This window comes from Sphaerisporangium album (genome assembly GCF_003323745.1).
GTDB classification, from domain to species: Bacteria; Actinomycetota; Actinomycetes; order Streptosporangiales; family Streptosporangiaceae; genus Sphaerisporangium; species Sphaerisporangium album.
On the sequence record NZ_QOIL01000013.1, the window covers coordinates 179,424 to 204,709 of the forward strand.

A 25,286-nucleotide genomic window follows, 5' to 3' on the forward strand; every position below is an offset into this window, starting at 1 on the left:
CTGTGTCGCATCCCGGGCGTGCCACGCGTTCGCCGCGGAAAGGCGGGACGCGCACCTGAAGCGCATCGCCAGGGAGGCCGGGGTGGGCTCCGGCACCCTCTGCCGGAACCTCCCGACCCGGGAGGTCCTCGTCGAGGCCGCCCACCGCAACGAGCCGGCCATGCCGTGCGACGCCGCCCCCGGCCTGCCGGCCATGATGCGGGACGGCCTGAGCGCCGACCGGCGTCGACGCGCAGCGATTTCTGCACGCGGGCCGCCGATGGTGTCCTTTCGGCGCGCGCACCGTGTTCAGGTCGTTGACGTCTCGCGTGGGGGCATCGTGGGCGGGGCCGATCCAGGGGGACGCTCCGCGTGGTCGAGTTCACCGACGAGATCCCCAAGGCCGGCGTCGGTGAGTTCCCCACGAAGATCCGCGCGGATGCTTCGGCGCCCGCCGCGTCACCGGTCTTGTCGCCGGACCTCGGGCGGGCCCGTTCACGGCCGCCTGCGGCGGCAGAGACGTCGGTGACGGCTTCGCGCCCGCGCCGGGGGCGACGACGGCGCACATTTCTCAGGGGATTTCCACCCCTATCTGCCGTTTTTTCTATATGGCCTCATTGGAAAATTGTCCATTTTTGCGAATTCTGACGTTTTTCCTTGTGGTCGCGCGGCGCCGAGCCGGGGGTCATCGAGGGCACGGGCCACGGCCTGCCTCGCGAGTTGTGGCCAAGGCTCACCTCGCTGATGGCCGGACTAGTCCAGCGCGTCGAGGCGGTCCCGGTCGGCGACTGACCGGCGGACCGGGTGCGGCGCCACCCCCACCTGATACCCCCCCGCGCGCGGCCGAGCACGGACGGCCGAGTTCCCGCGTACCGCGGGCGTGCGTGGTCCTCCGGCGGGGGTGGCGCGTACCCCCGGCGGGTCTATGGCTTGACGGCGACGCCGCAGAACGCCGTGACCTCGTCGGGCAGTCCCCAGAGCGTCTCTTCGGGGCGCCAGCGCGACACCGACACCACGCCCGGCTCCAGCAGGCGCAGGCCGTCGAAGTACGCGGCGATCTGCTGGGGCGTGCGCAGCTTGTAGGGGTCGCCCGCTTCGGCGCGGGTCTTCTCCGCCTCGGCGGCGGCCTCGGGGTCGACGGCGTTGGTGCCGTCCTCCAGGGCCAGATGGCTGCCCGGCGGGAGCGCCGCCACCAGATGGTCGCGGATCGCCGTCGCCTCGGCGTCGTCCCAGACGTTGCCGAGGATGCCCAGCATCATCAACGCGATCGGCCGCGTGAAGTCCAGAGTGCGGGCCGCTTCCCGCAGGATGTACGCGGGATCGCGGACGTCGGCGTCGACGTAGTCGCACACCCCCTCCGGCGTGCTGGACAGCAGCGCGCGGGCGTGGACCAGCACCAACGGGTCGTTGTCCACATAGACGATCTTGCAGGCCGGGTTGACCCGCTGGGCGACCTCGTGGGTGTTGTCCACCGTGGGCAGCCCGGTGCCCAGGTCCAGGAACTGCGTGATCCCGGCCTCGCCGGCCAGGTGGCGCACGGCCCGGCCCAGGAAGGCCCGCGAGTGGCGGGCGACGTCCACGATTCCCGGGTACACCCGGCGGACCTGCTCGCCGACCTCGCGGTCGGCCTGGTAATTGTCCTTGCCACCCAGCCAGTAGTTCCACACCCTCGCCGAATGCGGGGTGGTGGTGTCGATGGAGGCGGGGGTCCGTTCGTCTGTCATCGCAACACTTTTCGTCGTGGGGATCGGGACGCCACCGGCGCGCGGACGCCGGCGACATATGGTCGGGTTTGATCATTTCAGGCCGGGCCGGGACGTCGCACGGTCAGCGTGGGCCGATCGGCGTGAGCCCTTCCCGGGCCGCGTCAGCCGCCTGGGATCAGAGCGCACCCCACTTCCAGGCACCGTTACCCCCAAACGGGATATATGGGTTTAAACCGGGAAAGGGAACGCTTCAGTACATATCTGCCCACTGCGGATCGAGGATCCGGTTGTTCCTATAGCGAGCCGATCATTCGCCGATGACAGATTTAACAAATCGCCTATATCATCACGGCTCGTGGCTGAGGGTGATCTTAAGAGCCCGTCGCTGGCCGACGACCTGTTCTTTGTCATGCACGACAACGCGACGGGGCGTACGCGACTGCATCTGCGTCTCGCGAGCCTGGGGCTGGCGGGCGCCGTCCTCGGTGAGCTGATGCTCGCCGAGCGCCTCACCATGGACGTCGCGTCGGGCCAGGACCGCCTGTACGTGACCACCAGGGACGCCACCGGCGATCCGGTCACCCAGAACGTGCTCGACCAGGTCGCCGCCGAGCCGCAACACCCGGTGCTCACCTGGCTCCTCTTCTTCGCCCGCACGGTGTACGCCGACGTCGCGACCAGGATGATCGCCGCGAACCTCCTCAAACCGGCGACACGGAACCTGCTGAAACAGCAGCGACCGGTCCCCGTGGACCCGAACGTGGCCGCGTGGCCGCAGGCCCGCCTGAACCTCGCCGTCCAGCGGCGCGAACCGCCCGTGACCAGGGACTGCGTCCTGTACGGGCTCTTCGTCGCCACCGGCGGCGCCCAGCGGGTCCTGTGGGAGCACGATCCCGCGTTCGTGGCCACCACGCTCGCCATGCTTCCCGCGCCACTGCAAAGACTGATCGTCCAGACCGAGGTCGCCGTCGGCCAGGCCGTCATCAGCCGCCGGTGACCCACCACCCCCCATCTCACGGAGTTCCGGATGTCCCTCACAGAGCAACGGTCCAGCGCCGTTTCCGCCGCACTGGCCAAGGACCGGCTCGGTGTCCCCTCGGTCGTGTTCTTCGTCATCTCCGCGGCGGCGCCGCTGATGGTCGTCGCGGGTTCGGTCCCGACGGCGTACGCGGTGACGGGCGTCCTCGGTGTGCCGTTCGCGTTCCTGCTGCTGGGCGCGGTCTTCGCGCTCTTCGCCGTCGGGTACGTGACGATGGCCAGGCACGTCGTCAACGCGGGCGCGTTCTACGCCTACGCCGCCCAGGGGCTCGGCCGGACGCAGGGGGTGGCGACGGCGTGGGTGGCACTGCTGGCCTACAACGCGCTGCAGCTCGGCCTCTACGGCATCATCGGGTCGGCGGCCGAGCCGCTGCTGCTGGACTGGTTCGGCGGCTCGCCCGCCTGGTGGGTGATCGCGCTGCTGGCGTGGGCGCTGACCGGCCTGCTCGGCCTGCTGCGCGTGGACGTCAACGGCAAGATCCTCTCGGTCCTGCTGGTCAGCGAGATCGCCGTCGTGCTGGTCTTCGACATCGGTGACCTGCTCAACGCAGCCCCGGGCGGCATCGACTTCGAGGGGTTCACCCCGGGCTCGCTGTTCGTGCCCGGCGTGGGGGCCGCGCTGGCGACCGTCGTCGCGGGGTTCGCCGGCATCGAGTCGTCGGTGGTCTTCGCCGAGGAGTCCAAGGACCGCGACAGGACCGTGCCCATCGCCACCTACCTGGGCATCACGATCATCGCGGTCCTGTACGCGATCTCCGCCTGGGCGCAGACCGTGCCGACCGGGCCGGACGGAATCGTCAAGGCCGCCGCCCAGCAGGGCCCCACGCTGGTGTTCAACCAGGCGGCCACCCACCTGGGCTCCACCGTCTCGACGATCGGCTCCGTGCTGTTCGTGACCAGCAGCATCGCCTGCATGATCGCCTTCCACAACACCACGGCCCGCTACATCTTCGCCCTGGGCCGTGAGAACGTGCTCCCCTCGGTCTTCGGGCGCACCTCGGCGCGCACCGCCGCCCCGGTGGCGGGCTCGGTGCTCCAGACGACGCTCGGGCTCATCGTGATCACCGTCTACGCGGTCTCCGGCCTCGACCCGGTGACCAAGCTGTTCTTCACCTTCGGCGCCTTCGGCGGCCTCGGGCTGCTGACCCTGCTCACGATCACCTCGATCGCGGTGATCGTGTACTTCTCCCGCAACCCCTCGGGGGAGACGGCGTGGCGCACGCGCGTCGCCCCGGCGCTGGCGATCCTGGCGCTCTGCGTGATCATCGGGATGACGCTGATCAACTTCGACACGGTCCTCGGGGTCGCGCCCGGCTCGGCGATCCGGTGGATCCTGCCGGGCATCTTCATCGTCGCGATCGTCTTCGGGCTCGTGTGGGGGCGCGTGCTGAAGGCGACCAGGCCCGAGGTGTACGCCAACATCGGCCTCGGCGCGCAGGCCGTCGGCGGAGGCTCCAAGTGACGGCCCAGATCACCCGCCTGACGGACGCCGCCGCGGCCGGCGAGATCATCGCCGGCACGTTCGGCCACGACGCGATCAGCAGCTGGCTCATCCCGCCGCCGGAGGAGCGGGTGGCGATCCAGCGGCGGTTCTTCACGATGCACGCCGCGCACGCGCTCGACCACGGCCACGTCTACGGGATCCACGAGTCCGGCGAGCTCGCCGGGGTCGCGGTCTGGTTCACCGCGCCATTCCCGGAGGTCCCCGGCGAGGAGGAGGCGATCGCCTCCTTCGCCGGGCGGCACGCCGAACGCTACGGCATCCTCGGCCGGCAGATGGAGAAGCTCCACCCGCACGAGCCGCACCACTACCTGGCGTTCATCGCCCTGGAGCTGGGAAGGACCGGCCGCGGCCTCGGCAGCCTGCTGCTGGAGGAGCACCACCGCCGGCTCGACGCCGAGGGAATGCCCGCCTACCTGGAGGCCAGCAGCGAGGCGAGCCGCCGCCTCTACCTGCGCCACGGCTACGTGGACATGCCCGAACTCCTCGAACTCCCAGGCGGCCCGGTCATGTACCCGATGTGGCGCGCCCCGTCCCCGTGACCGCCCGGCCCGGGGCGTCGCAGGGCGCGCCGCCCCGCCGTGGGGAGTCGGGGAACGCAGTACGGCCGGAAGGCGGCTGTCCGTGGTCGTTCGCGATGGCTTCGCGGACGGCCGGGGCCATCTCGCGGGACCAGCGGCACGGCCCGCACCATCGGCACCGCCGGCACGCACGGTGACCGCCCCCGCTGCGGGGTGAGGCCGTGCTCGCGGCCCGGCTCGGCGTTAGACGGCGTTCGCCGGGAACGAGGCCGACGTGAGGGGAGAGCGCTCTCCATGAGAGTCCCTTTCTTACGGGCGGATGTCAAGGCGAAGGCGTGGGCGATTCTCGCGCCGGCCGTCCGAGCTCGGGGGAGCGGGCGTGTGACGCGCGCACCGCATGGCCGCCTGACCAGGTGAGATGACGCTGGCGATCCCTCGTGGCAGCGGTTCGCCGAGGACGGTCTCCGGCCGGGGGAGGTTTCCGCTCGGTTAGCTCCACGTTTCTCCTCCATGAAACCTGAGCCTTGACATGGCTGGCCCGCGCGGGCAATCTCAAGTCGGAGAGCGCTCTCCCACACCCATCCCACATCGACGGTCATCCCGCGCCACCCCCGTACGCGTTGCGGCGTCTCCCGCCCCTGGGACATGCCGCCGTCTTCTCCTCGGAGGCGACCCGCGCACCGGTGGCGCATCCGCAGGCAGGCGGCTCGCCCCCTGCCTTCCACCCCCCCTTCCCCGCGAGCTGTGGACGGAAATGACATGAAACTCAGACCCATCGGGACCGCCCTGGCGCTCCTGGGTGGCCTGCTGGCCGTGCCGGCGGTGCTCACCCCGGCGCATGCCGCCGAGACGCTGCTCTCCCAAGGCAAGACCGTGACGGCCTCGTCCACGGAGAACGCCGGCACCCCGGCGGCCTACGCGGTGGACGGCAACACCGGCACCCGCTGGTCCAGCGCGGCCAGTGACCCGCAGTGGCTCCAGGTGGACCTGGGCGCCGCGTCCCCCCTCAGCAAGGTCGTGCTGAACTGGGAGGCCGCCTACGCCACCGGGTACAAGGTCCAGTCCTCGCTGGACGGCGCCACCTGGACCGACCTGAAGACGGTCACCGGCGGCGACGGCGGCGTCGACACCTGGACGGTGACCGGCAACGGCCGTTACGTCCGGATGCTCGGCAGCACCCGCGCCACCGGCTACGGATACTCCCTGTGGGAGTTCCAGGTGTACGGCGACACCGGCACGGCCCCGTCCTGCGACACCGGCAACGCCGCGCTCAACAAGCCCGCGACCGCGTCGTCGGAGCAGGGCGCCGGCAACGCCGCGAAGTACGCCTTCGACGGCAACACCGGAACGCGCTGGTCCAGCCTGTCCAGCGACCCCCAGTGGGTGCGGGTGGACCTCAGCTCGGTCCAGGACATCTGCAAGATCGACCTGAACTGGGAGGCCGCCTACGGCAAGGACTTCGCGCTCCAGGCCTCGGCCGACGGCACCACCTGGACCGACCTGAAGAAGGTCACCGGCGCCACCGGCGGGGTCGCGACCTACGACGTGACGGGCTCGGGCCGCTACGTCCGCGTCTACGGCACGGCTCGCGGGACCGGCTACGGCTACTCGCTGTGGGAGGTCGCCGTCCACACCAAGACCGGGGGCGGCGGGCCGCAGCTGCCGGGCGGAGGTGACCTCGGCCCGAACGTGAAGGTCTTCGACCCGTCGATGACGGCCGCCACGATCCAGGGCCAGATCAACCAGATCTTCACCGAGCAGGAGGCGGCGCAGTTCGGCAACGGACGCTACGCGCTGATGTTCAAGCCGGGCAGCTACGACGTCAACGTCAACGTCGGCTTCTACACCTCGGTGTACGGCCTCGGCCGCAACCCCGACGACGTCACGGTGAAGGGCGTCAGCGTCGACGCGGGCTGGTTCAACGGCAACGCCACCCAGAACTTCTGGCGCTCGACCGAGAACCTGTCCGTCGCCCCCTACGACGGCACCAACCGCTGGGCGGTCGCCCAGGCCGCGCCGTTCCGCCGCATGCACATCAAGGGCGGGCTGAACCTGGCGCCGTCCGGGTACGGCTGGGCCAGCGGCGGCTACATCGCGGACAGCAAGATCGACGGCACGGTCGGGCCGTACTCCCAGCAGCAGTGGTACACCCGCGACAGCACCATCGGCGGCTGGACCAACGGCGTCTGGAACATGGTCTTCTCCGGCGTCGAGGGCGCCCCGGCCAACAGCTTCCCCGAGCCGCGGTACACGACGCTGAACAACACCCCGATCAGCCGCGAGAAGCCGTACCTGTACCTGGAGGGCAACGCCTACAAGGTGTTCGTCCCGAGCAAGCGCGTCAACGCGCGTGGCACCACCTGGGCGGGCGGCGCCACGCCGGGCACCTCCATCGGGCTCGAGCAGTTCTACGTCGCCAAGCCGGGCGTCACCGCCGCGACCCTCAACCAGGCGCTCGCCCAGGGACTGCACCTGCTGTTCACCCCGGGCATCTACCACCTGGACCAGACGCTCAACGTGACCAGGGCGGACACCATCGTCATGGGTCTCGGGCTGGCGACGCTGATCCCCGACAACGGCGTCACGGCGATGAAGGTCGCCGACGTCGACGGGGTGAAGCTGGCCGGCTTCCTCATCGACGCCGGAACGGTCAACTCGCCGACGCTGCTGGAGATCGGGCGGCAGGGCGTGCACACGGACCACTCCGTCAACCCGGCGACGGTGCAGGACGTGTTCGTCCGCATCGGCGGCCAGTTCGCCGGGAAGGCGACGACGAGCGTGGCCATCTACAGCGACGACGTGATCGTCGACCACACCTGGATCTGGCGCGCCGACCACGGCAGCGGCGTGGGCTGGGACGTCAACACCGCCGACTACGGCATGCGGGTCTACGGCGACGACGTGCTGGCCACGGGCCTGTTCGTCGAGCACTTCAAGAAGTACAACGTCGAGTGGTTCGGCGAGCGCGGCCGCACCATCTTCTTCCAGAACGAGCTCCCCTACGACCCGCCGAACCAGGCCGCGTACATGAACGGCGCCATCAAGGGCTGGGCGGCGTACAAGGTGGACAACGCGGTCAACGTCCACGAGGGCTGGGGCCTGGGCAGCTACTGCGTCTTCACCAGTGACCCCACCATCGAGGTGGACCACGGCTTCGAGGTCCCGGTGAAGGCGGGCGTGAAGTTCCACAGCCTGCTCGTGGTGTCCCTCGGCGGAAAGGGCCGCTACAACCACGTCGTCAACGACACCGGCGCCCCGGCGTTCGGCACCGACACGATCCCCTCGACGGTGACCTCCTACCCGTGACCCCGGTGGCAGACCCGTCTCCCCGGTGAGACACCCGCGCCCCAGGCCGACCCGGCCTGGGGCGCGGTCGTGTCATGAGACGCCCGTGCCCGCGACCCCGCCGCCAATTCTTCCCCGGCCGTGAGCCGCCGCGGTCGACGCGCACGTAGGGTGACGTGCCGGCGTGCTCTCAGCAGGAATCCGATTCTTTTCCGGGGGAGCGGTAATCGAAGGGCGCTGAACGGGACTACTGGGTGTGAACGATCCCCAAGAACGCTTCACCGACCTCTACGACCGGCACTATCGGAGCGTGCTGGGGTACGCCCTGCTGCGCGCCGAGCGTGGCGTGGCGGAGGACGGTCCAGTGACACGTTCCTGGTCGCCTGGCGGCGCCTCAAGGAGGCGCTGGAGCGGCGGCTGCGGAGCCTGGAGGCGGCGCGGCCGGCCGCGTCCGGCGGGGAGAGGGGACCGGTGAACGCCTACAGGTGGCAGACGGGCGCGGACCTGCTCACCGCGCCGATCACCCCGGCGACCCGCGCCGCGCTGTTCCGCGTGCTCGCCGAGCAGCCTGAGTTCACTTCGAAGGGCCAGGTCACCGATGCGCTGGGGCGCACGGGGGTCGCCCTGAGCACGACCGCGCCCGGTGACGAGTCCACCCGGGGCGACGTCGAGTACCGGATGATCATCGACGGGAAGACCGCCGAGCTGCTCCAGATCGAGGTCAGGGACCAGCGTCCGCAGCCCCTCCTGACCCAGTCCTACGAGCGGATGGGCTGGGTCAGGAGGGGCTGGGGGACCGGCCGTAGCGCCGGCCTGCGGCAGGGGGACCGCGGAGATCCCGGCAGGGGTCTCCGCGGTCCCCGTAGGGGTTCGCGCCGTCAGGGAAGCTGGTAGTCCGGGGTCAGGGCGGCTCCGCGGTGCGGTTTGTACAGGTCGTAGCCGCGGGGGTTGCACTGGAGGCCACCGTTGATGCAGTGGGTCACCAGCGCGTTGAGGATGGCGGGGTCGTCCCAGGCGTTGAAGAAGTCGTAGTGCCAGGTGTAGCCGCGTCCGCTGGCCAGCCGCGCCTGCGACAGGTCACCGTCCGCGGGGAAGGCGATCTTGAACTCCAGCATCGGCACGGCCACGGGGTGGGTGGACGGGCAGTAGCCGCCGACGGGGTAGGCCATGTGGCTCTTGTGGTCGGCGCTGTCGAGGTGGACGCCGTCCCAGCAGCTCGGGGCCTGGTAGCGGACGTTCACCTGGCTGCCCGCCGGGCACGAGGCCGGGATGTCCCAGACCTTGGAGATGTTCCCGCACTCGAAGCCCTCGACGGCGCCCGGAGAGGTGCGGAACTGGTCCATCGTCGCGGTCGGGCTGCCGGCGACGTAGCGCAGGCCCTGCGGGAAGGGCTCGACGCGCCAGTACTCGAGGATGCCGGACTTGTAGTAGATGACCTGGTCGCCGACCGGCTGGATCAGCTGGCTGCCCTTGTAGAAGCTCGGGAACCAGTAGGCCGACTTGTCGTGCGGGTTGGTGCACGAGGTGCCGCCGGCGAGAAGGGAGGACAGGGTGCTGTTCGCGTTGGTCGTCCTGTTGCCGACGAAGGTGTGCATGTGCGAGGCGCCCGGCATGCCGGGGAAGACGATCGGGTCGTCCGGCTTGTTCGCCGTCCACGAGCAGTTCGCCTGGAACTCGTGGTGCGTCACCTCGTCGGTGAAGGTCGGCTTGGGCCGCGGGGTGGTGCCGGAGCCGCCGGTGCCGTACACCTTGAACTCCCACAGCGAGTAGCCGTAGCCGGTGCCGCGGGCGGTGCCGTACATGCGGACGTAGCGGCCGCTCCCGGTGACGTTGAGGGTCTGGGTGCCTCCGGCGCCGGTCGTGGTCGAGTACACGTCGGTCCAGCCGGTGCCGTCCGGCGACGTCTGGATCTTGAACGCCTTGCCGTACGCGCCCTCCCAGGAGAGGACGACCTGGGAGATCGTCGCCGTGCCGCCGAGGTCGACCTGGAGCCACTGCGGGTCGGCGGCGGCGCTGGACCAGCGGGTGCCGGGGTCGCCGTCGACGGCGGCGCCGGCGCCGTAGCCTCCTCCCTCGACGGAGGAGGCGCTGGCGGCCCTGCCCTGCGAGAGCAGGGAGTCCACCGCGCTGACGGGGGTGATGAGGGCCAGGCTGGCCACGACCATCGCGACCAGCGTGGACGCGATCAGTCCCAGGCGCACCATGGACGGACTTCGGGAGGGTTGCATGATCTCTCCTGTGGTGGGGGGTATCGCCGCGGACGGCAACGTAAGGAGAGCGCTCTCCAATGAGCTTGGGCGTTCCGGCCGAGCCTTGTCAAGTGGTCATGACTTCGGCTTGAAACGTGCAGTTCACGTACCCGATACGAGCGCATGCGGCTCGGCCGGCCCTCACGGCGGGGTGGCGGGGCCGGCGGTTCCCCCTGCTCGGCCCGTCCCGGACGAGCGCTCATCGCTCGCGTCGTGTGTCCTCGCCGATGAGCAGCGAGTTTCCGATTTGTATGGATCTGGCCCTTGACGCGGCATGCCTCTTCCGGGCAGGCTCAGATGGGAGAGCGCTCTCCCTCTCCCTTCCCGCCAACGCGGCCGGGCGTGCCCGCGCGCCCCTCACCACCGGTACGCCCACGTCATCGATCCGACCACGAGCGTGCGGGAGGCCCATCTCCACCTGGACGGACGGTGTGCCCGCCGCTTCCGTTCGCCGGCACGACCGGCCCGGCCGGGCCGAACCCGTCACACGGTTGTGTCAGGTCGTCCAGACCTGGAGGGGGCCGATCGGGACGAAGCCCTGCCGAGCCGGGGGAGCCAGGTCGTCGCCGTGTTCGTACCCCGTGATGGGGCGGCCCGGGAAGAGGTGGGCGGCCAGGGCGACGCTGCCCTCCCAGGGCGCGTCGGGGTCGCAGCCGTAGGCGAAGACGTTCGACAGGCCGACCACCTCGCCGCCGGTGGTCAGCACCGAGCCGCAGACCAGGTCACCGTCGACGCGGCCCGCCACCAGGGTGACGGCCGGATCGGTGAGCAGCGCGGGGCGGAACCACCCGCCGTCGTGGCCGCCGTGCAGGCCCGTCTCCCAGTCGCGCAGCTCGGAGGCGGTGGTGACCTCGCTCCAGGTGACGCGGTCTCCGGTGGCGGTGCGCAGGTCGTCCAGAGGAGTGCCGGGGCCGGGCGGCCGCGCGATCCACTGCGCCTCGAACAGGACGCCGAAGCCGGCGTCGCGCAGGTCCAGGCGGGCGAAGCTGTCCTTGACCGTGGCCCCCGGGGACCGCAGGTCGATGGCCGCCAGCACCTCACCGCGGGTCGCCTGCGGGGTGAGGGTCACCGCGTCCGGGTACAGGGGCGGTGTCCTGCGAGGGTTGGACCACAGGGATGCGGTGAACGTGCCGGGCAGGTTGTACGCCCGGCACATCGCGTCACACCACTCGGCGTTGTCGCGCACCGCTGCCAGGAGCCGCTTATCGGTCATAACCGGAATCATCTCGCGTGGACGCCGCGGGCATGCACGCCGTCCACAAGCCGGACGGGCGGGCGGCCTCGGTCCGCCGATGGTCCGAGGTCGCCCGCCCGCCGAATCGATCCGCTAGTCCTTGCAGCCGTGGCCCTTACCCGGTTTCGGGCAGTCGGGGGCGGCCTTCACGACCATGAACTTCGCCGTGCCCACGGCCGAGGTGTTCCCGGCCTTGTCGCTCGCCCGGTAGCTCACGTTGTGCGCTCCCGGCTGGTCGACGGCGAGCGGCTTGGTGTAGACCGCGTACGGCTGCCCGTCGAGGGAGTACTCCACCTTGTCGACCCCGGAGTCGGCGTCGGTGGCGGAGATCGTCAGCGTGGCGGAGCCCACGTAGTTCCAGGCCCAGTCCTGGTTGCCGGTGAGCTGCGCCGACACCTGCGGCGGGGTGGTGTCCTTCTGGTCCGGGGCCACCACGGTGAAGGCCACCGATCCCACGGGGGAGGTGTTCCCGGCCTTGTCGGTGGCCCGGTAGCGGACCGTGTGGGAGCCGGCCTGGTTGACCGACACCGGAGCGGAGTACGCCGCGAACGCGCCGTTGTCCAGCGAGTACTCCACCTTGTCCACCCCGGACTCGGTGTCGCTCGCCGACACCGTCACGGTGGCGGAGCCGATGTAGTTGCCGTTGGCGTCCTTGTCGCCCGTCACCTGCGCCGACACCTGCGGCGGGGTGGTGTCCTTCTGGTCCGGGGCCGCCACCGTGAACGTGGCCGTGCTCACGGCCGAGGTGTTCCCGGCCTTGTCGCTCGCCCGGTAGCTCACGTTGTGCGGGCCCGGCTGGCCGACGACCAGCGGCCGCGCGTAGACCGCGTACGGCTGCCCGTCGAGGGAGTACTCGACCTTGTCGACCCCGGACTCGGTGTCGGTCGCCGTGATGGTCACGGTGGCGGAGCCGACGTAGGCGCCGTTGGCGTCCTTGTCGCCCGTCACCTGCGCCGACACCTGTGGCGGGGTGGTGTCCCTCTGCTGCGGGGGCACGACCGTGAAGGCCACCGATCCCACGGGGGAGGTGTTCCCGGCCTTGTCGGTGGCCCGGTAGCGGACCGTGTGGGAGCCGGCCTGGTTGACCGACACCGGAGCGGAGTACGCCGCGAACGCGCCGTTGTCCAGCGAGTACTCCACCTTGTCCACCCCGGACTCGGTGTCGCTCGCCGACACCGTCACCGTGGCGGAGCCGATGTAGGCGCCGTTGGCGTCCCGGTCCCCCGACACCGCCGCCGACACCTGCGGAGCCGTCGTGTCCGTGCCGCCGCCGTCGGTGACCACCAGCTCGCCGACCATCTGGTGGCCGGGTATCGCGCAGAAGAAGCGGTACTTGCCGGGAGTGAGGTTCACCTGGACCTCGTGCCGGCCTCCGCCGGCGTCGAAGGGGCTGGCGATGATGTTGAGGCTGACGTCGTGGTTGTAGCCTGCGGTGGAGGTGTCGAAGGTCAGGGTGTGCGTCATCCCGGTGGTGTTGCCGGTCGCCGCGCTGTTCTCGAAGACGATCGTCGCGGGCCCCGCCGTCGCGGTGGCCGGCGTGGACTTGTACGCGGTCATGCTGTCGTTGGCGGTCCAGGTGAGCACCTGCGCCGCCGCCTGACCGGGTTGCGCCTGGGCCGCCTGGGGCTTGGCCGCGGCCTCGGCCGACCACAGCCACAGCGCCGGAAGCGTCAGGCCCACCATCACCACGGCCACACGTCGCGCCGTGGCGGGGGCCTTGAAGACTCGCCGTAACCTACTGATCAAGAGGGCGGGAAGAGATCGGACCTGCATGTGTCGTTGCACCTCTAACAATCTGCGCGTGGGCCGGCGGACGACGGGCTCCGGCCGGGCTGTACCGGGCCGGGGCGCCGGGCGGGGACGCTGACCCCGCCCGGCACCGGCCGCCCGCCGACGTCGGGCGTGTCCCTAGAGCTCGCGCACCCGGATGTTGCGGAACTCGATCAGGTCGTTGTTGCTGTGGTTCTGCAAGCCGATGAACCCGCTGATGAACTGGCGCAGGTCCGTGGACGGGTCGCCCTTGCGGGACGACTCCTTGCCGGGCGTGTTGTCGAACTCGTTGATCACCACGCCGTTGCGGATGATCGTGTAGTGCTGGCCGACCACCCGGACCTCGTAGTCGTTCCACTGGCCCTTCGGCGTCGCCCCGGCCTTGTCCAGGCCGTTGGAGGCGAAGTTGTAGACCGAGCCCGTCTTCTGCGGCTCGCCCGTCTCACCGTCGTAGATCTGGATCTCGTGGCCGCAGTAGATGGCCACCCACGCCGGGGACGTGCGGGCCGACCCGACCGTCCCGCAGCTTCCGGTGGGACGCTGGTCCAGCGGGGTGCGCGGGTCGGGGAAGCGCGTGAACACTCCACTGTTGGCGCGGAACCCGTCGGGCGCGACGTCGCGGAACTGGAGCCTCACCGAGAAGTCGGCGTAGGCCTTGTCGGAGTACCACAGCATTCCGAGACCGCCGGAGGCGCGGATCGTCCCGTCCCGCTGCAGGTCGAACCTTCCGGACGGAGCCTGCGACCAGCCCTGGAAGGACCGCGCCGTCCCGTCGAAGATCGGCTCGTACCCGTTGGTCTTGCCGATGTCGGACTGGGCTCCGGCCTTGCTGAGCGTGGAGGCCTCGCCGTTGTCGATGACGCCGTCCTTGCGCAACTGCTTCACCACGTCGTTGAGGTGGCTCACGAACTCGCCGTGGTTCTTCCACTCGCGCTCGTCGTCGATCAGGTCGTTGATCGTGCAGCCTCCGCCGGCCACGCGGTTGGCCACCCCGGTGTCGGTGTCCAGCAGCCGGACCGTCGCCCGGGCGTCGGGCGCCGGGCATCCGATCACGACGTCGATCTCCCCGGTCACGACCTCGCCGTTGGCGTAGGTCACCTTCAGCGTCGCCTTGTAGGTGCCGAAGTTCGCGTAGGTGTGCGTCGGGTCGGCCTCACTCGACGGCTTGCTGCCGTCACCGAAGTTCCACTCCCACGACACACCGCCGGCCTTGGTGCTGGAGAAGACGACCGTCTTCGGCGTGCTCTGCAGGACGGGCCGGACCGTGGCCAGGTTGGGGTTCGGCGTCGCCATCCCACCCTGGTAGCTGACGCGGATCAGCTTCTGGTTCGGGTGGAGGCTGAAGAAGCCGCCGGCGTAGTCCAGCATGTAGAGCGCGCCGTCCGGGCCGAACTTGGCGTCCATCCAGGACTGGAGCTGGGTGGCGCCACCGCCGCCCGGGATGATGCTCCGCAGGTCCTCGGCGAAGGCCGGCGGCTTCTGGTCCTTGACGTTCTTCGGGTCGACGGTCACGGCGACGCGGTTGTTGGCGTTGGACTCGTCACCGATGAACCACTTGTCCTCCCAGTACGCGGGCCACGCGACGCCGCTCGTGGTGTCGACCTCGGAACGGTGATAGGTCGGTCCGGACATGACCGCCTGGCCGCCGCCCCTGAGGTAGGGCTGGGTGAGGGTCTCCTCGCCAAGCTTGTACGTCGGCAGCCCGCTGCCGTCGCTCCGCTTGGGGTAGACCGGGCCGCCGCCCTGCGGGGAGTACCAGATCATGTTGTCGCGCGCCGGCGGGATGTCGACGAGGCCGGTGTTGCGCGGCGAGGTGTTCTTCAGGTTGCCGCAGTCGTACCAGTCGGCGGGCTTGGTGGCGTCGACGTTGCTGCGGTCGCGGTAGGGCTGCCTGTTCCCCATGCAGTACGGCCAGCCCTGGTTGCCCGCGGAGGTGATGATGGTCGCGGTCTCGTACTTGGCCGGACCCCACGTCTCGCTCGGGCCGCCGGCGTCGGGACCGACCCATCCGGTGGTCAGCCAGTTGTTCTGCTTGTCCCAGGCGATCCGCGCGATGTTGCGGACACCCATCACGTAGATCTCCGGGCGGGCCTTGCCGCCGCCGCCCTCCTGCCCGGTGAACAGGTTGCCCTTGGGGATCGTGTACGTGCCATCGGCCTCCGGGTGGATACGGATGATCTTGCCGTTGAGGTCGTTGGTGTTGCCGGAGGTACGGCGGGCGTCCTGGAAGGAGACACCCTTGTAGTCCGCGGTCCAGTTGTTGCCGGAGTAGCCCTCCGAGCCGCCGGAGGAGTTGCTGTCACCCGAGCCGACGTAGAGGTTGCCGTCCTTGTCGAAGGCCATGCCTCCGCCCGCGTGGCAGCAGCTGTGGATCTGGGTGTCCCACTGCAGCAGGTCCTTGCGGGTGGCCTGGTCGATGGTCTGGGCGGCGAGGTCGTAGGTGAACCGTGAGACGGTCCGCTTGCCGATCCGCTTGTCCCTGTCGATCGACTCGTGCGGCATCCAGTAGACGTAGAACCAGCCGTTCTGCTGGAACTTGGGGTCCAGCGCGATGCCGAGGAGCCCTTCCTCGTTCTTGACGAGCTCGTCACCGCTGCCGCGGTTGCCCATGACGGCGAGGGTGGTGAGCAGCTTGGGCTGCTTGGTCTTGGGGTCCCACTGGTGGATGGTGCCGCAGCCGAGGCCGACCTTGGGGTCGTTCCAGCTGGCGACGGGGCCGGTGGGGCAGGCGGCCTTGCCGACGTAGAAGACCTTGCCGTCGGGGGCGATGGTCAGGCCGTGGGGCTCGCCGATCTGGTCGAGCTGGCCTGACTTGTTCTGCGCGGTCAACCGCTCGACCTTGTAGTTCGCGGCGATGGTGGCCTGGCAGTCACCGCGGACCAGGCCGGTGGCCCACTGGATCGCGCCGCCCAGGTGGCCCTGGAACTGCGCGTCGTAGCCCGCCTCGGTGCCGCCCATGCCGGTGTAGAACGACCGGCCGCCGTCGTAGTCGCGGCACCACGAGATCGGGTGGAACGGTCCGTTGCCGTTCAGGCCGGGGGTGTAGGTCCGCTCCTCGACCTGCGCGACCGTGTGGACCTTGCCCACCGGGGTGGGGGCCCAGTTCATCCACTTGTCGGACCGCGTCCAGGTGAGCGGGAGCCCCTTGTTCGCCGGGTGGTGGCGGTCCAGGAGGTCGACCGTGGCCTCCTGCACCTTGGTCTCCGGAGGAGGCCCGGCGTCCGGGCCGAACAGGCGCAGCTCGGCCAGCTGGATCAGGGGGTCACCGCTGTTCGCCGTGATGTCCAGCCGGTAGTACTGGTACACCTTGGTGTTGGCGAACTTGTACTCCTTGGTCTGGAACCGCTGGGCGAAGGTCTCGCCGGTCCGCTTGTCCAGGTCGGTCCAGGTCGTACCGTCCTGCGAGCCCTTGAGCGTCCAGTCCTTCGGGTCACGGCCGGGGAAGTCGTTGGCCGACGTCAGCGCGTAGTGCGCCAGCGCGAGCGGCTTCTCCAGCTTCACCTGGGCCCACCCGGTCGGCGAGAAGGTCAGCCACTTGGTCTCGTTCTTCCCGTCGACCAGCTTGTCCTTGCCCTCGTTCGGCGGGTTCTCCGCGCTCGCCGTCACCTCCGCCACCTTCTCGGGGTTGGGGAGACTTCCGGCGGGGCGGGTGCCGATGAGCTCGGTGAACCAGGACGAGTCCGCCTGGGCGCGCGCGGCGTCGTGGACGCCGACGAACCCGCCGCCGTCCTTGACGTACGCGCGGAAGGCGGCCTCCTGGCCGTCGCTCAGCGTCGCGCCCTTGGCGGACAGGAAGACCACGCCGCGGTAGCGCTCCAGGTTGTCGGCGGTGAAGACCGCCGGGTCCTGGGACACGTCGACGGAGAAGTGGTTCTCCTTGCCGAGCTCCTTGACCGTCGCCGCGGCCTTCGCGACCGGGTCGTCCTGCTGCGCGGCCGGGCCGTGGAAGACGAGCACCTTGACCGAAGTGTCCTTGTTGCCCGGCGCGTGGTCGCCGGGGTCGGCCTGCGCCGGCATGGCGATCGGAGTCGCCAGTCCCAGCGTCAGGGCGGCGCTCGACACCATGATCAGTGTGCGGTGCCAGGCGGGTGGTCGGGGCCGTACGAAGAGGTTTCTTCGCCCCATTGTTCGCTCCTTCGGGTCGGGGGGTTCAGCAGGGCCTTGTGGAAGCGCTACGTGGCCAGCCGTGGTGGTGACCGCGGGCTTGCCGATGGCGGACGTGACAGCGGCCCGGTGATCGCTCGCGATCACTGTTGGGGCGGGCGGCCTCGTCGCGACGTCCCTCACGTGGTCGCGGACCATGCCGTGGTCGCTTTCGAGGCGTCAGCGGCGTTCCCGGGGCATGCCGGAGCCGTGCGTCCTCGACGTGGATCGTCGCCGGGCCGGCCACCGCCTGGCGGGCGCGGCGACGACGTGGTGCGCGGAAAGTTGGGGGTGGGAGTTGCCGGGATTGCCTGACGGAGTCGTGGGTCCAGTCGTGGGTCCAGGAGAGCATCGGCGGAGCTCATGGCCACTGAGTGCCGCCGGGATGTCCCTCAGGGGGGTGGCATCTGACCAGATTTGCCCGAATACATCCGGTTTTGCGCGCTGTGGATCACCGTAGCACTCACACAGCACTTCATCCAGATGTGCGAGAAACTTCTGTGAGTTCTGGTCAAACTTATTGACTTTTCAGCAGAAGTGGCGCCTACTTCATCGAAAGTCCCTCATCGCCACCTACAGCATCACTGACTTCGTGCTGTTGCTCCAGCCCGGCCTCCGCCCGGAACGCACCACGCTTCCGCGGGCCGTGAGCCACCACGCCCCTCAGGCCGACTCACCGTCGGCGTCACGAGCAGCTGCGGCCCACCTCACGCAGGCGGGCGCCATCACGAATTGGGGAACCATGACCGACGAAGGCACAGGTACGACCCGAGGCCTGTTCTCCCGCCGGGTCTTCACCGCGTCCGCGGCCGCCGCCACGGCGGCCGCCGCGCTCGCGCCGTTCGTCCCATCCACTCAGGCCAGCGCGGCGCCGGCCGACAAGCCCGAGGGCAAGCCCGACGGCGGCGTCCGCCGCATGACCCTCTACGCCGAGAAACTGCCCGACGGCCAGCTGGCCTACGGCCTGGAGCCCGGCAAGGCCACGATCCCCGGACCCCTCATCGAGATGGTCGAGGGGGAGACCCTCGAGATCGAGATGGTCAACAACGCCGACGTGGCCGCCAGCCTGCACGTGCACGGGGTGGACTACGACACCGCCAGCGACGGCACGCGGATGAACGACGGCGTCGTGGAGCCGGGCGCCCGGCGCACCTACACCTGGCGCACCCACGCCCAGGGCCGCCGCCGGGGCGGCACCATCGAGCCCGGCAGCGCGGGCTACTGGCACTACCACGACCACGTCGTGGGGACCGACCACGGCACGGGGGGCATCCGCAGGGGGCTCTACGGGGCGCTGGTGGTCCGCCGCAAGGGCGATGTGCTCCCCGACAAGCAGTTCACCGTCGTCTTCAACGACATGACGATCAACAACCGCCCCGCACATCAGGCGCCCCACTTCATGGCGAAGCTCGGCGAGCGGGTGGAGTTCATCGTGATCACCCACGGGGACTTCTTCCACACGTTCCACATCCATGGGCACCGCTGGGCCGACAACCGCACGGGCCTGCTCGAGGGCCCCAACGACGTGAGCCGCATCATCGACACCAAGATCACGGGACCGGCCGAGTCGTTCGGCTTCCAGGTGATCGCCGGCGAGCGCGTGGGCCCCGGGATGTGGATGTACCACTGCCATGTCCAGAACCACTCCGACATGGGGATGGCCGGGATCTTCATGGTGGCCGACGCCAACGGCAACGTGCCGGGCCACCCGATGGAGCCGGGCCAGCCGATGAACATGCAGCACTGACAGCGATGATGTGGACGAGCACCTCCCGGCGGGGTCTGCCGCCCCAAGCCCCGGCTGACTTCGGGCCTCGAACCGGACCTGTCGGCCTTGGCCGGGAGGTGCTCGTGTGCACTCACCCGCCCCGGCGCCCGGCAGAGGGGACCATGTCGCCGGGCGTGACGCGCAGGTCGCCGTCCACCCCCGCCGTCAGGAACCGGACGTTCCCCCGCCGTCCGGGCGGACCTGACCATCCGGTAAGAATCTTGTGAGGTGCCGCCCATGGCCCGCCGAGGTCTTCTCAATCGGGACGGCCGGGCGTAGCTTTGGCGCAACCGTCCGTATCGATCTTCGACCATGGCCTTCGGCGCGTGATGACAACGTTGTCACCGCCGGCTCTCCGTCCGACCGAAGGCGGAGGCGGGCCGTGTGGTGCAGTCCTCCAGACCCACCCCCCACCTGGAGCCGGACCATGTTCCCCATGCGATCAGCCGCGGCCGGCGGCCCGTCACGTCAGGACGCTCGCCGCGCCGGCGTCCCCATGCTCGGGGCGGTGGCCCTCGCCCTGGTCCTGCTCGGAGCCTCGACCGGGGTGCTTCCCGCCGCGGCCGCCCACGCGGCCGCCGAGCCCGTCGTGTGCATGTTGTCGTGTGACAGGCTGGACCCCTCGAAGGCCAGGCAGGAGACCTTCCCGGTACCGGAGAAGCGGATCAACGGCCGGCGTCTGGTGCTGCACGTCTCGGATCCGGACGGAATGGCCTGGGGCAGCATCGACGACGGCACCAGCGGGGACGCCGTCTGGCTCGACCGGTCCTGGGACGGCGGCGCCACCTGGGAGGGACTGCTGGGCAAGGCGAGCATCCCCGCCACCTGGACCGGGACCAGGACGCTGATGTACAACATCACCGACCCGAGCAGGCATCGGCGTGGAATGATCCGTGCGTGCGGGGATGCGCAGGCGGTCGCGTGCACCGACTGGGTGTATCCGACGGTGTGCGACCTCCGGTGCGATCGGACCGACCCCGCGCAGGCGGACGGCGACACCCAGCCCGTTCCTCCCACCACCTTGTTCGGCCGCACCATCAGGTTGCACATCGACCGTAACGGGATGGCGTGGGGCGGCATCGAGGCCGGCGGCCAGGGCGACGAGGTCTGGCTCGACCGCTCCTGGGACTCCGGCGCGACGTGGCCGGGAGGGTCGTCGCTCGGCCGCACCTCGGTCGGGGCCGGCGCGAGCGGTACGCGGACCGCGATGTTCGCCACCCGCGACCCCCGCGGCCGCCTCTACGGGGGCGCCGTCCGCGCGTGCGGCCGGGAGGCCACGCACCAGGAAGGCAGTTGCACCTCCTGGGCACGGCCGGCGGTGGCCCGGGTGCAGGCGGCGGCCGACGCGCTCATGTACTCCTACGATCCCTCCGCCGCGTGGTGGCCGGGCAGTTGGTGGAACTCCGCCGTCGTGCTGACGACGGTGATCGACACGGCCGACCGCCAGTACGACTGGGTCATCGCCCGGACCTTCGACGTGAACCGCGGGCGCTTCGACGCCGGGCAGCGCGGGACCGACCCCATCGAAGGCGACTTCATCAGCCGCGCGATCGATGACAGCGCGTGGTGGGGGCTGGCATGGGTCGCCGCCTACGACCGCACCGGCGACCCCCGTTACCTCGGCATGGCCGCCACCATCGGTGAATACGTCCACCGGTACTGGGACCCGAACTCGTGCGGGGGAGGCGTGTGGTGGGATCGCGAGCGGACCTACAAGAACGCCGTCACCAGCGGCCTGTACCTGCGATTGGCGGCCTCGCTGCACCGGCGCGTCACCGGCGACACCGTGTGGCTCCAGCGGGCCCGGACGGCCGCCGACTGGTACCTCGCCAGCGGGCTGGTCAACGCCGACGGGCTGGTCAACGACGGCCTGACCGCCGACTGCCGCAACAACGGCCAGACGGTCTGGACGTACAACCAGGGCCTGGCGATCGGCGGTCTCGTCGAGGTGTGGCGCGCGACGGGCGAGACCCGCCTGCTCGACACCGCCAAGCGCCTGGCCGACGCCGCCGTCACCCGCCTGAGCCGCAACGGGGTGCTGACCGAGTCCTGCGACATCGGCCAGAGCTCCTGCGACGACAACCAGAAGCAGTTCAAAGGCATCTTCGCCCGCTACTTCACCGACCTCGTCCGGGTCACGGGATCGGCCGCCTACCGCGGGTACGCACAACGGCAGGCCGACTCCATCTGGAGCGCCGACCGCGATTCCCTCAACAGGATCGGCCAGCGCTGGGCCGGAGGCGGCCCCGGCCAGACCGACTGGCGAACCCAGGCCAGCGGCCTGAGCGGCCTCATCACCGGCTGACCTCCTGAGGACCCTTAGACTGTGTATGTGTCGTCGGCCTGACGCATCGCCAGGGCCGATGCACATGCGGGGGTGCGAAATGACCATTTATAGCGTGGTTCTCGCGGCCTTGATCCTCGGCGCGGCATGGCTGTCGACGAGCGTGCGCATCATCCGGCAGTACGAACGGGGCGTCGTCTACAGGTTCGGGCGTGTGCGACCGGCGGTCCATGGCCCCGGGATCGCGCTGCTCCTGCCGGTCGCCGACCGTCTGCAGAAGGTCAACCTGCAGATCATCACGATGCCGGTGCCCGGCCAGGACGGCATCACCCGCGACAACGTGACGGTTCGCGTGGACGCCGTCGTCTACTTCAAGGTCGTCGACCCGATGCGGGTGGCCGTTGACGTCCAGGACTACGTGTCCGCGATCGGCCAGGTCGCGCAGACCTCGCTGCGGTCGATCATCGGCAAGAGCGAGCTGGACGACCTGCTGTCCAACCGGGAACAGCTCAACCAGGGCCTGGAGCTGATGATCGACAGTCCGGCGCTGGGCTGGGGCGTGCACATCGACCGCGTGGAGATCAAGGACGTGGCGCTGCCGGAGACGATGAAACGGTCGATCGCCCGCCAGGCCGAAGCCGAGCGCGAGCGGCGGGCGCGCGTCATCACCGCCGACGGCGAGCTGCAGGCCTCGGCCAAGCTGAGCCAGGCCGCCGAGACGATGGCACGGCACCCGGCCGCGCTGCAACTGCGCCTGCTCCAGACCGTGGTCGAGGTCGCCGCCGAGAAGAACTCGACGCTCGTGCTGCCCTTCCCCGTGGAGCTGCTCAGGTTCCTGGAAAGAGCGGCAGCCGCCGAGGAGGACGGCCGGTCGGACGCCGCCGCGGTCGTACCGTCCGACACGGCGCCCGCCACGGACAACGGCCCGTCGATCTCGCGCGCGCCGCATGTCCCGGATGCCCGCCAAGCCGGGCAGGCCACGCCCGTCGCCGGACGATCGACCCGCTAGATCGTCCGGCCCGGCCTGGTCGTCACCGTGGCCCGCTCCGACGGTCCGCGGCGGTGGCGGGGGAGGCGGCCTCGTGCCGTCGTGCCTCCCTTACAGCCCGTACAGCGCCCGGGCCTTCTGGACGACGTCCGGCTTGACCTCGCCGCGCCGGGCCAGGGCCGCGAGCGCCGCGACCACGATGGACTCCGGGTCCACCCCGAAGTGGCGGCGGGCCGCCTCCCGGGTGTCGGAGAGGCCGAAGCCGTCCGTGCCGATCGAGTGCCAGGACTGCGGCACCCATTGGCTGATCTGGTCCGGGACCGCCCGCATCCAGTCACTGACGGCGAGCACCGGCCCGGGCGCGCCTTCCAGGACACGGGTGACGTACGGGACGCGGTCCTCGCCCTTCAGCTGAGCCTCGTCGCAGGCCAGGGCGTCGCGGCGCAGCTCGCTCCACGAGGTGGCGGACCACAGGTCGGCGGCCACGCCCCAGTCGCGGGCGAGGAGCCGCCGGGCTTCGATGATCCAGTGGATGGCGGTGCCGGAGGCGAGGAGCTGCAGGCGCGGGGCGTCCTCGGGCAGGCCTTCGGCCTCCTGGAAGCGGTAGAGGCCCTTGACGATGCCCTCCTCCACCCCGTGCGGCATGGCGGGCTGGACCTTGGGCTCGTTGTAGACCGTGAGGTAGTAGAAGACGTCCTCGGCGTCCGGCCCGTACATCCGGCGCAGACCGTCGCGGACGATCACGCCGACCTCGTACGCGAACGCCGGGTCGTAGGCGAGCGCCGCCGGGTTGGTGGAGGCGATCAGGTGTGAGTGGCCGTCCGCGTGCTGCAGGCCCTCGCCCGTCATCGTCGTGCGTCCCGCGGTCGCTCCGATGAGGAAGCCGCGGCCGAGCTGGTCGGCGAGCGCCCACATCTGGTCGGCCGTCCGCTGCCAGCCGAACATCGAGTAGAAGATGTAGAAGGGGATCATCGGCTCGCCGTGCGTGGCGTACGACGTGGCGGCCGCGGTGAAGTCGGCCATGGAACCGGCCTCGGTGATCCCCTCGTTGAGGATCTGGCCGTCCGTGGCCTCCTTGTAGTACAGGAGCATGTCGCGGTCGACCGGATCGTAGGTCTGGCCCAGCGGCGAGTAGATCCCGGCACTGGGGAAGAGCGACTCCATGCCGAAGGTGCGGGCCTCGTCCGGGACGATCGGCACCCAGCGCCGGCCGGTCTCCTCCTCCCGCATCAGGTCCTTGACCAGGCGGACGAAGGCCATCGTCGTCGCGATCTCCTGGCTGCCCGACCCCTTGGCCAGGGTCTCGAACGGCTTGGCCGGCGGCTCGGGCAGCGCCACCGGGTGGACCGTGCGGGCCGGGGCGGGGCCGCCCAGCGCGGCCCGGCGCTCCCGCAGGTAGCGCACCTCGGGCGACCCGGCGCCCGGGTGGACGTACGGCACGACGTCCTCGTCCAGCCTGCTGTCGGGGATGGGCAGCTCCAGCAGGTCGCGCATCGCGCGGAACTGCTTGCCCGTCAGCTTCTTCATCTGGTGGTTGGCGTTGCGCGACTCGAAGCCGGGGCCGAGCGTGTAGCCCTTGACCGTCTGGGCCAGCACCACGGTCGGCGCGCCGCGGTGCTCGACCGCGGCCCGGTACGCCGCGTACACCTTGCGGGGCTCGTGGCCCGCCCGCGAGGTGTGGAAGCACTCGACGATCTTCGCGTCGGTCAGCGCCTCGGCCATCTCGGCGAGCGCCGGGTCGGCGCCGAAGAAGTGCTCGCGGATGTAGCCGGCGTCGCGGGTGGCGTAGGTCTGGAACTGCCCGTCGGGGACCTCGCTCAGCCGTCGTACGAGCGCCCCCGTGGTGTCGAGCGCGAACAGCTCGTCCCAGGCCGAGCCCCACAGCGCCTTGATCACGTTCCAGCCCGCCGCCCGGAACCGGGCCTCCAGCTCCTGGACGATCTTGAAGTTGGCACGGACCGGACCGTCGAGCCGCTGCAGGTTGCAGTTGATCACGAAGGTCAGGTTGTCCAGGCCTTCGCGACCGGCGAGGGCGAGCGCCGCGGTCGATTCCGGCTCGTCCATCTCGCCGTCACCGAGGAACGCCCATACGCGCGACCCCGAGGTGTCCTTGATGCCCCGGTGCAGCAGATAGCGGTTGAAACGCGCCTGGTAGATCGCCGCCAGCGGGCCGAGGCCCATCGACACGGTCGGGAACTCCCAGAGCCACGGCAGCCGGCGCGGGTGCGGGTAGGAAGGCAGGCCGTCGCCGCCCACCTCCCGGCGGAAGCGGTCGAGGTGCTCCTCGGTCAGCCGCCCGTCGAGGAAGGCCCGGGCGTAGATGCCGGGGGAGGCGTGGCCCTGGATGAAGAGCTGGTCGCCTGAGCCGTCGGCCTCCTTGCCGCGGAAGAAGTGCTGGAAACCGATCTCGTAGAGCCAGGCGGCGGAGGCGAAGGTGGCGATGTGGCCGCCGAGGCCCTGGCGGCTGCCCCGGGTCACCATGGCCGCGGCGTTCCAGCGGTTCCACGCGGTGATGCGCCGCTCCATCTCCTCGTCGCCGGGGAACTCCGGCTCGGCGGCGGTGGGGATGGTGTTGACGTAGTCGGTCTCCAGCAGCTTCGGCAGCGCGAGACCGGCGTCCTCGGCGTGTTCGAGGGTGCGGCGCATGAGGTAGGCGGCGCGGTTCGGCCCGGCGGCCTCGGTCACCGCGTCCAGTGAGGCCGCCCACTCGGCGGTCTCCTCCGGGTCGCGGTCGGGGAGCTGGTCGAGGGCGCTCGGCTGGGTGCGCATGGCGTCGCTCATGGGGGTCGCCTTCCAGGTGGCCCGCACCTCGTGGGGAGG

14 protein-coding genes are annotated in these 25,286 nt (G+C 70.3%); 8 read left to right on the top strand and 6 right to left on the bottom strand.

The window, feature by feature from the left end; genetic code table 11:
• Positions 1-902: 902 nt before the first annotated feature.
• A complete protein-coding gene (locus DQ384_RS23250; protein ID WP_114030988.1) occupies positions 903-1,703 on the bottom strand; it encodes an SAM-dependent methyltransferase in 801 nt (266 codons plus the stop codon).
• A 337-nt stretch (positions 1,704-2,040) separates the two neighbouring features.
• Here DQ384_RS23250 and DQ384_RS23255 point away from each other — a divergent pair, with 337 nt between their 5' ends.
• The 5 genes from DQ384_RS23255 to DQ384_RS23275 all read left to right on the top strand — a co-directional run bounded on the left by DQ384_RS23255 (position 2,041) and on the right by DQ384_RS23275 (position 8,924).
• A complete protein-coding gene (locus DQ384_RS23255) occupies positions 2,041-2,682 on the top strand; it encodes a GOLPH3/VPS74 family protein (RefSeq protein ID WP_114030989.1) in 642 nt (213 codons plus the stop codon).
• Positions 2,683-2,712: 30 nt separating this feature from the next.
• A complete protein-coding gene (locus DQ384_RS23260) occupies positions 2,713-4,185 on the top strand; it encodes an APC family permease (protein ID WP_114030990.1) in 1,473 nt (490 codons plus the stop codon).
• Entirely contained in the window at positions 4,182-4,766 is a 585-nt protein-coding gene (locus DQ384_RS23265) for a GNAT family N-acetyltransferase (RefSeq protein WP_114030991.1), read from the top strand. The genes DQ384_RS23260 and DQ384_RS23265 overlap by 4 nt, the downstream gene beginning before the upstream one ends.
• Before the next feature lie 738 nt (positions 4,767-5,504).
• Positions 5,505-8,051, top strand: coding sequence for a discoidin domain-containing protein (locus tag DQ384_RS23270; RefSeq protein ID WP_114030992.1), 2,547 nt, complete (start codon positions 5,505-5,507; stop codon positions 8,049-8,051).
• Between the two features lie 450 nt (positions 8,052-8,501).
• Entirely contained in the window at positions 8,502-8,924 is a 423-nt protein-coding gene (locus tag DQ384_RS23275) for a hypothetical protein (protein ID WP_114030993.1), read from the top strand.
• On the opposite strand, the gene DQ384_RS23280 is transcribed toward DQ384_RS23275, so the two are convergent.
• The 4 genes from DQ384_RS23280 to DQ384_RS23295 form a co-directional block, all read right to left on the bottom strand.
• Positions 8,909-10,258, bottom strand: coding sequence for a DUF1996 domain-containing protein (locus DQ384_RS23280; protein WP_114030994.1), 1,350 nt, complete (start codon positions 10,256-10,258; stop codon positions 8,909-8,911). The genes DQ384_RS23275 and DQ384_RS23280 overlap by 16 nt on opposite strands.
• Positions 10,259-10,775: 517 nt before the next feature.
• On the bottom strand, positions 10,776-11,492 hold the full coding sequence (locus DQ384_RS23285; RefSeq protein WP_114030995.1) for a hypothetical protein: 717 nt from the start codon (positions 11,490-11,492) through the stop codon (positions 10,776-10,778).
• Between the two features lie 114 nt (positions 11,493-11,606).
• Positions 11,607-13,208 carry a cupredoxin domain-containing protein gene (locus DQ384_RS23290; RefSeq protein WP_220183081.1) on the bottom strand — a complete coding sequence of 534 codons (1,602 nt, stop codon included), beginning with the start codon at positions 13,206-13,208 and terminating at the stop codon, positions 11,607-11,609.
• A 213-nt stretch (positions 13,209-13,421) separates the two neighbouring features.
• Entirely contained in the window at positions 13,422-17,408 is a 3,987-nt protein-coding gene (locus DQ384_RS23295) for a ThuA domain-containing protein (protein WP_114030996.1), read from the bottom strand.
• Positions 17,409-18,168: 760 nt separating this feature from the next.
• On the opposite strand from DQ384_RS23295, the gene DQ384_RS23300 reads away from it, so the two are divergent.
• The 3 genes from DQ384_RS23300 (at position 18,169) to DQ384_RS23310 (ending at position 22,487) form a co-directional block, all read left to right on the top strand.
• The gene (locus DQ384_RS23300; RefSeq protein WP_114030997.1) at positions 18,169-19,173 is read left to right on the top strand and encodes a multicopper oxidase domain-containing protein; all 1,005 of its coding nucleotides are present in this window, start codon (positions 18,169-18,171) and stop codon (positions 19,171-19,173) included.
• A 457-nt stretch (positions 19,174-19,630) separates the two neighbouring features.
• Entirely contained in the window at positions 19,631-21,499 is a 1,869-nt protein-coding gene (locus tag DQ384_RS23305; protein WP_220183082.1) for a glycoside hydrolase family 76 protein, read from the top strand.
• A gap of 79 nt (positions 21,500-21,578) precedes the next feature.
• Positions 21,579-22,487, top strand: a complete 909-nt coding sequence (locus tag DQ384_RS23310; RefSeq protein WP_114030999.1) for an SPFH domain-containing protein — start codon at positions 21,579-21,581, stop codon at positions 22,485-22,487.
• 90 nt (positions 22,488-22,577) lie between these two features.
• On the opposite strand, the gene aceE is transcribed toward DQ384_RS23310, so the two are convergent.
• A complete protein-coding gene (gene aceE / locus DQ384_RS23315; RefSeq protein WP_114031000.1) occupies positions 22,578-25,247 on the bottom strand; it encodes a pyruvate dehydrogenase (acetyl-transferring), homodimeric type in 2,670 nt (889 codons plus the stop codon).
• Positions 25,248-25,286: the final 39 nt, after the last annotated feature.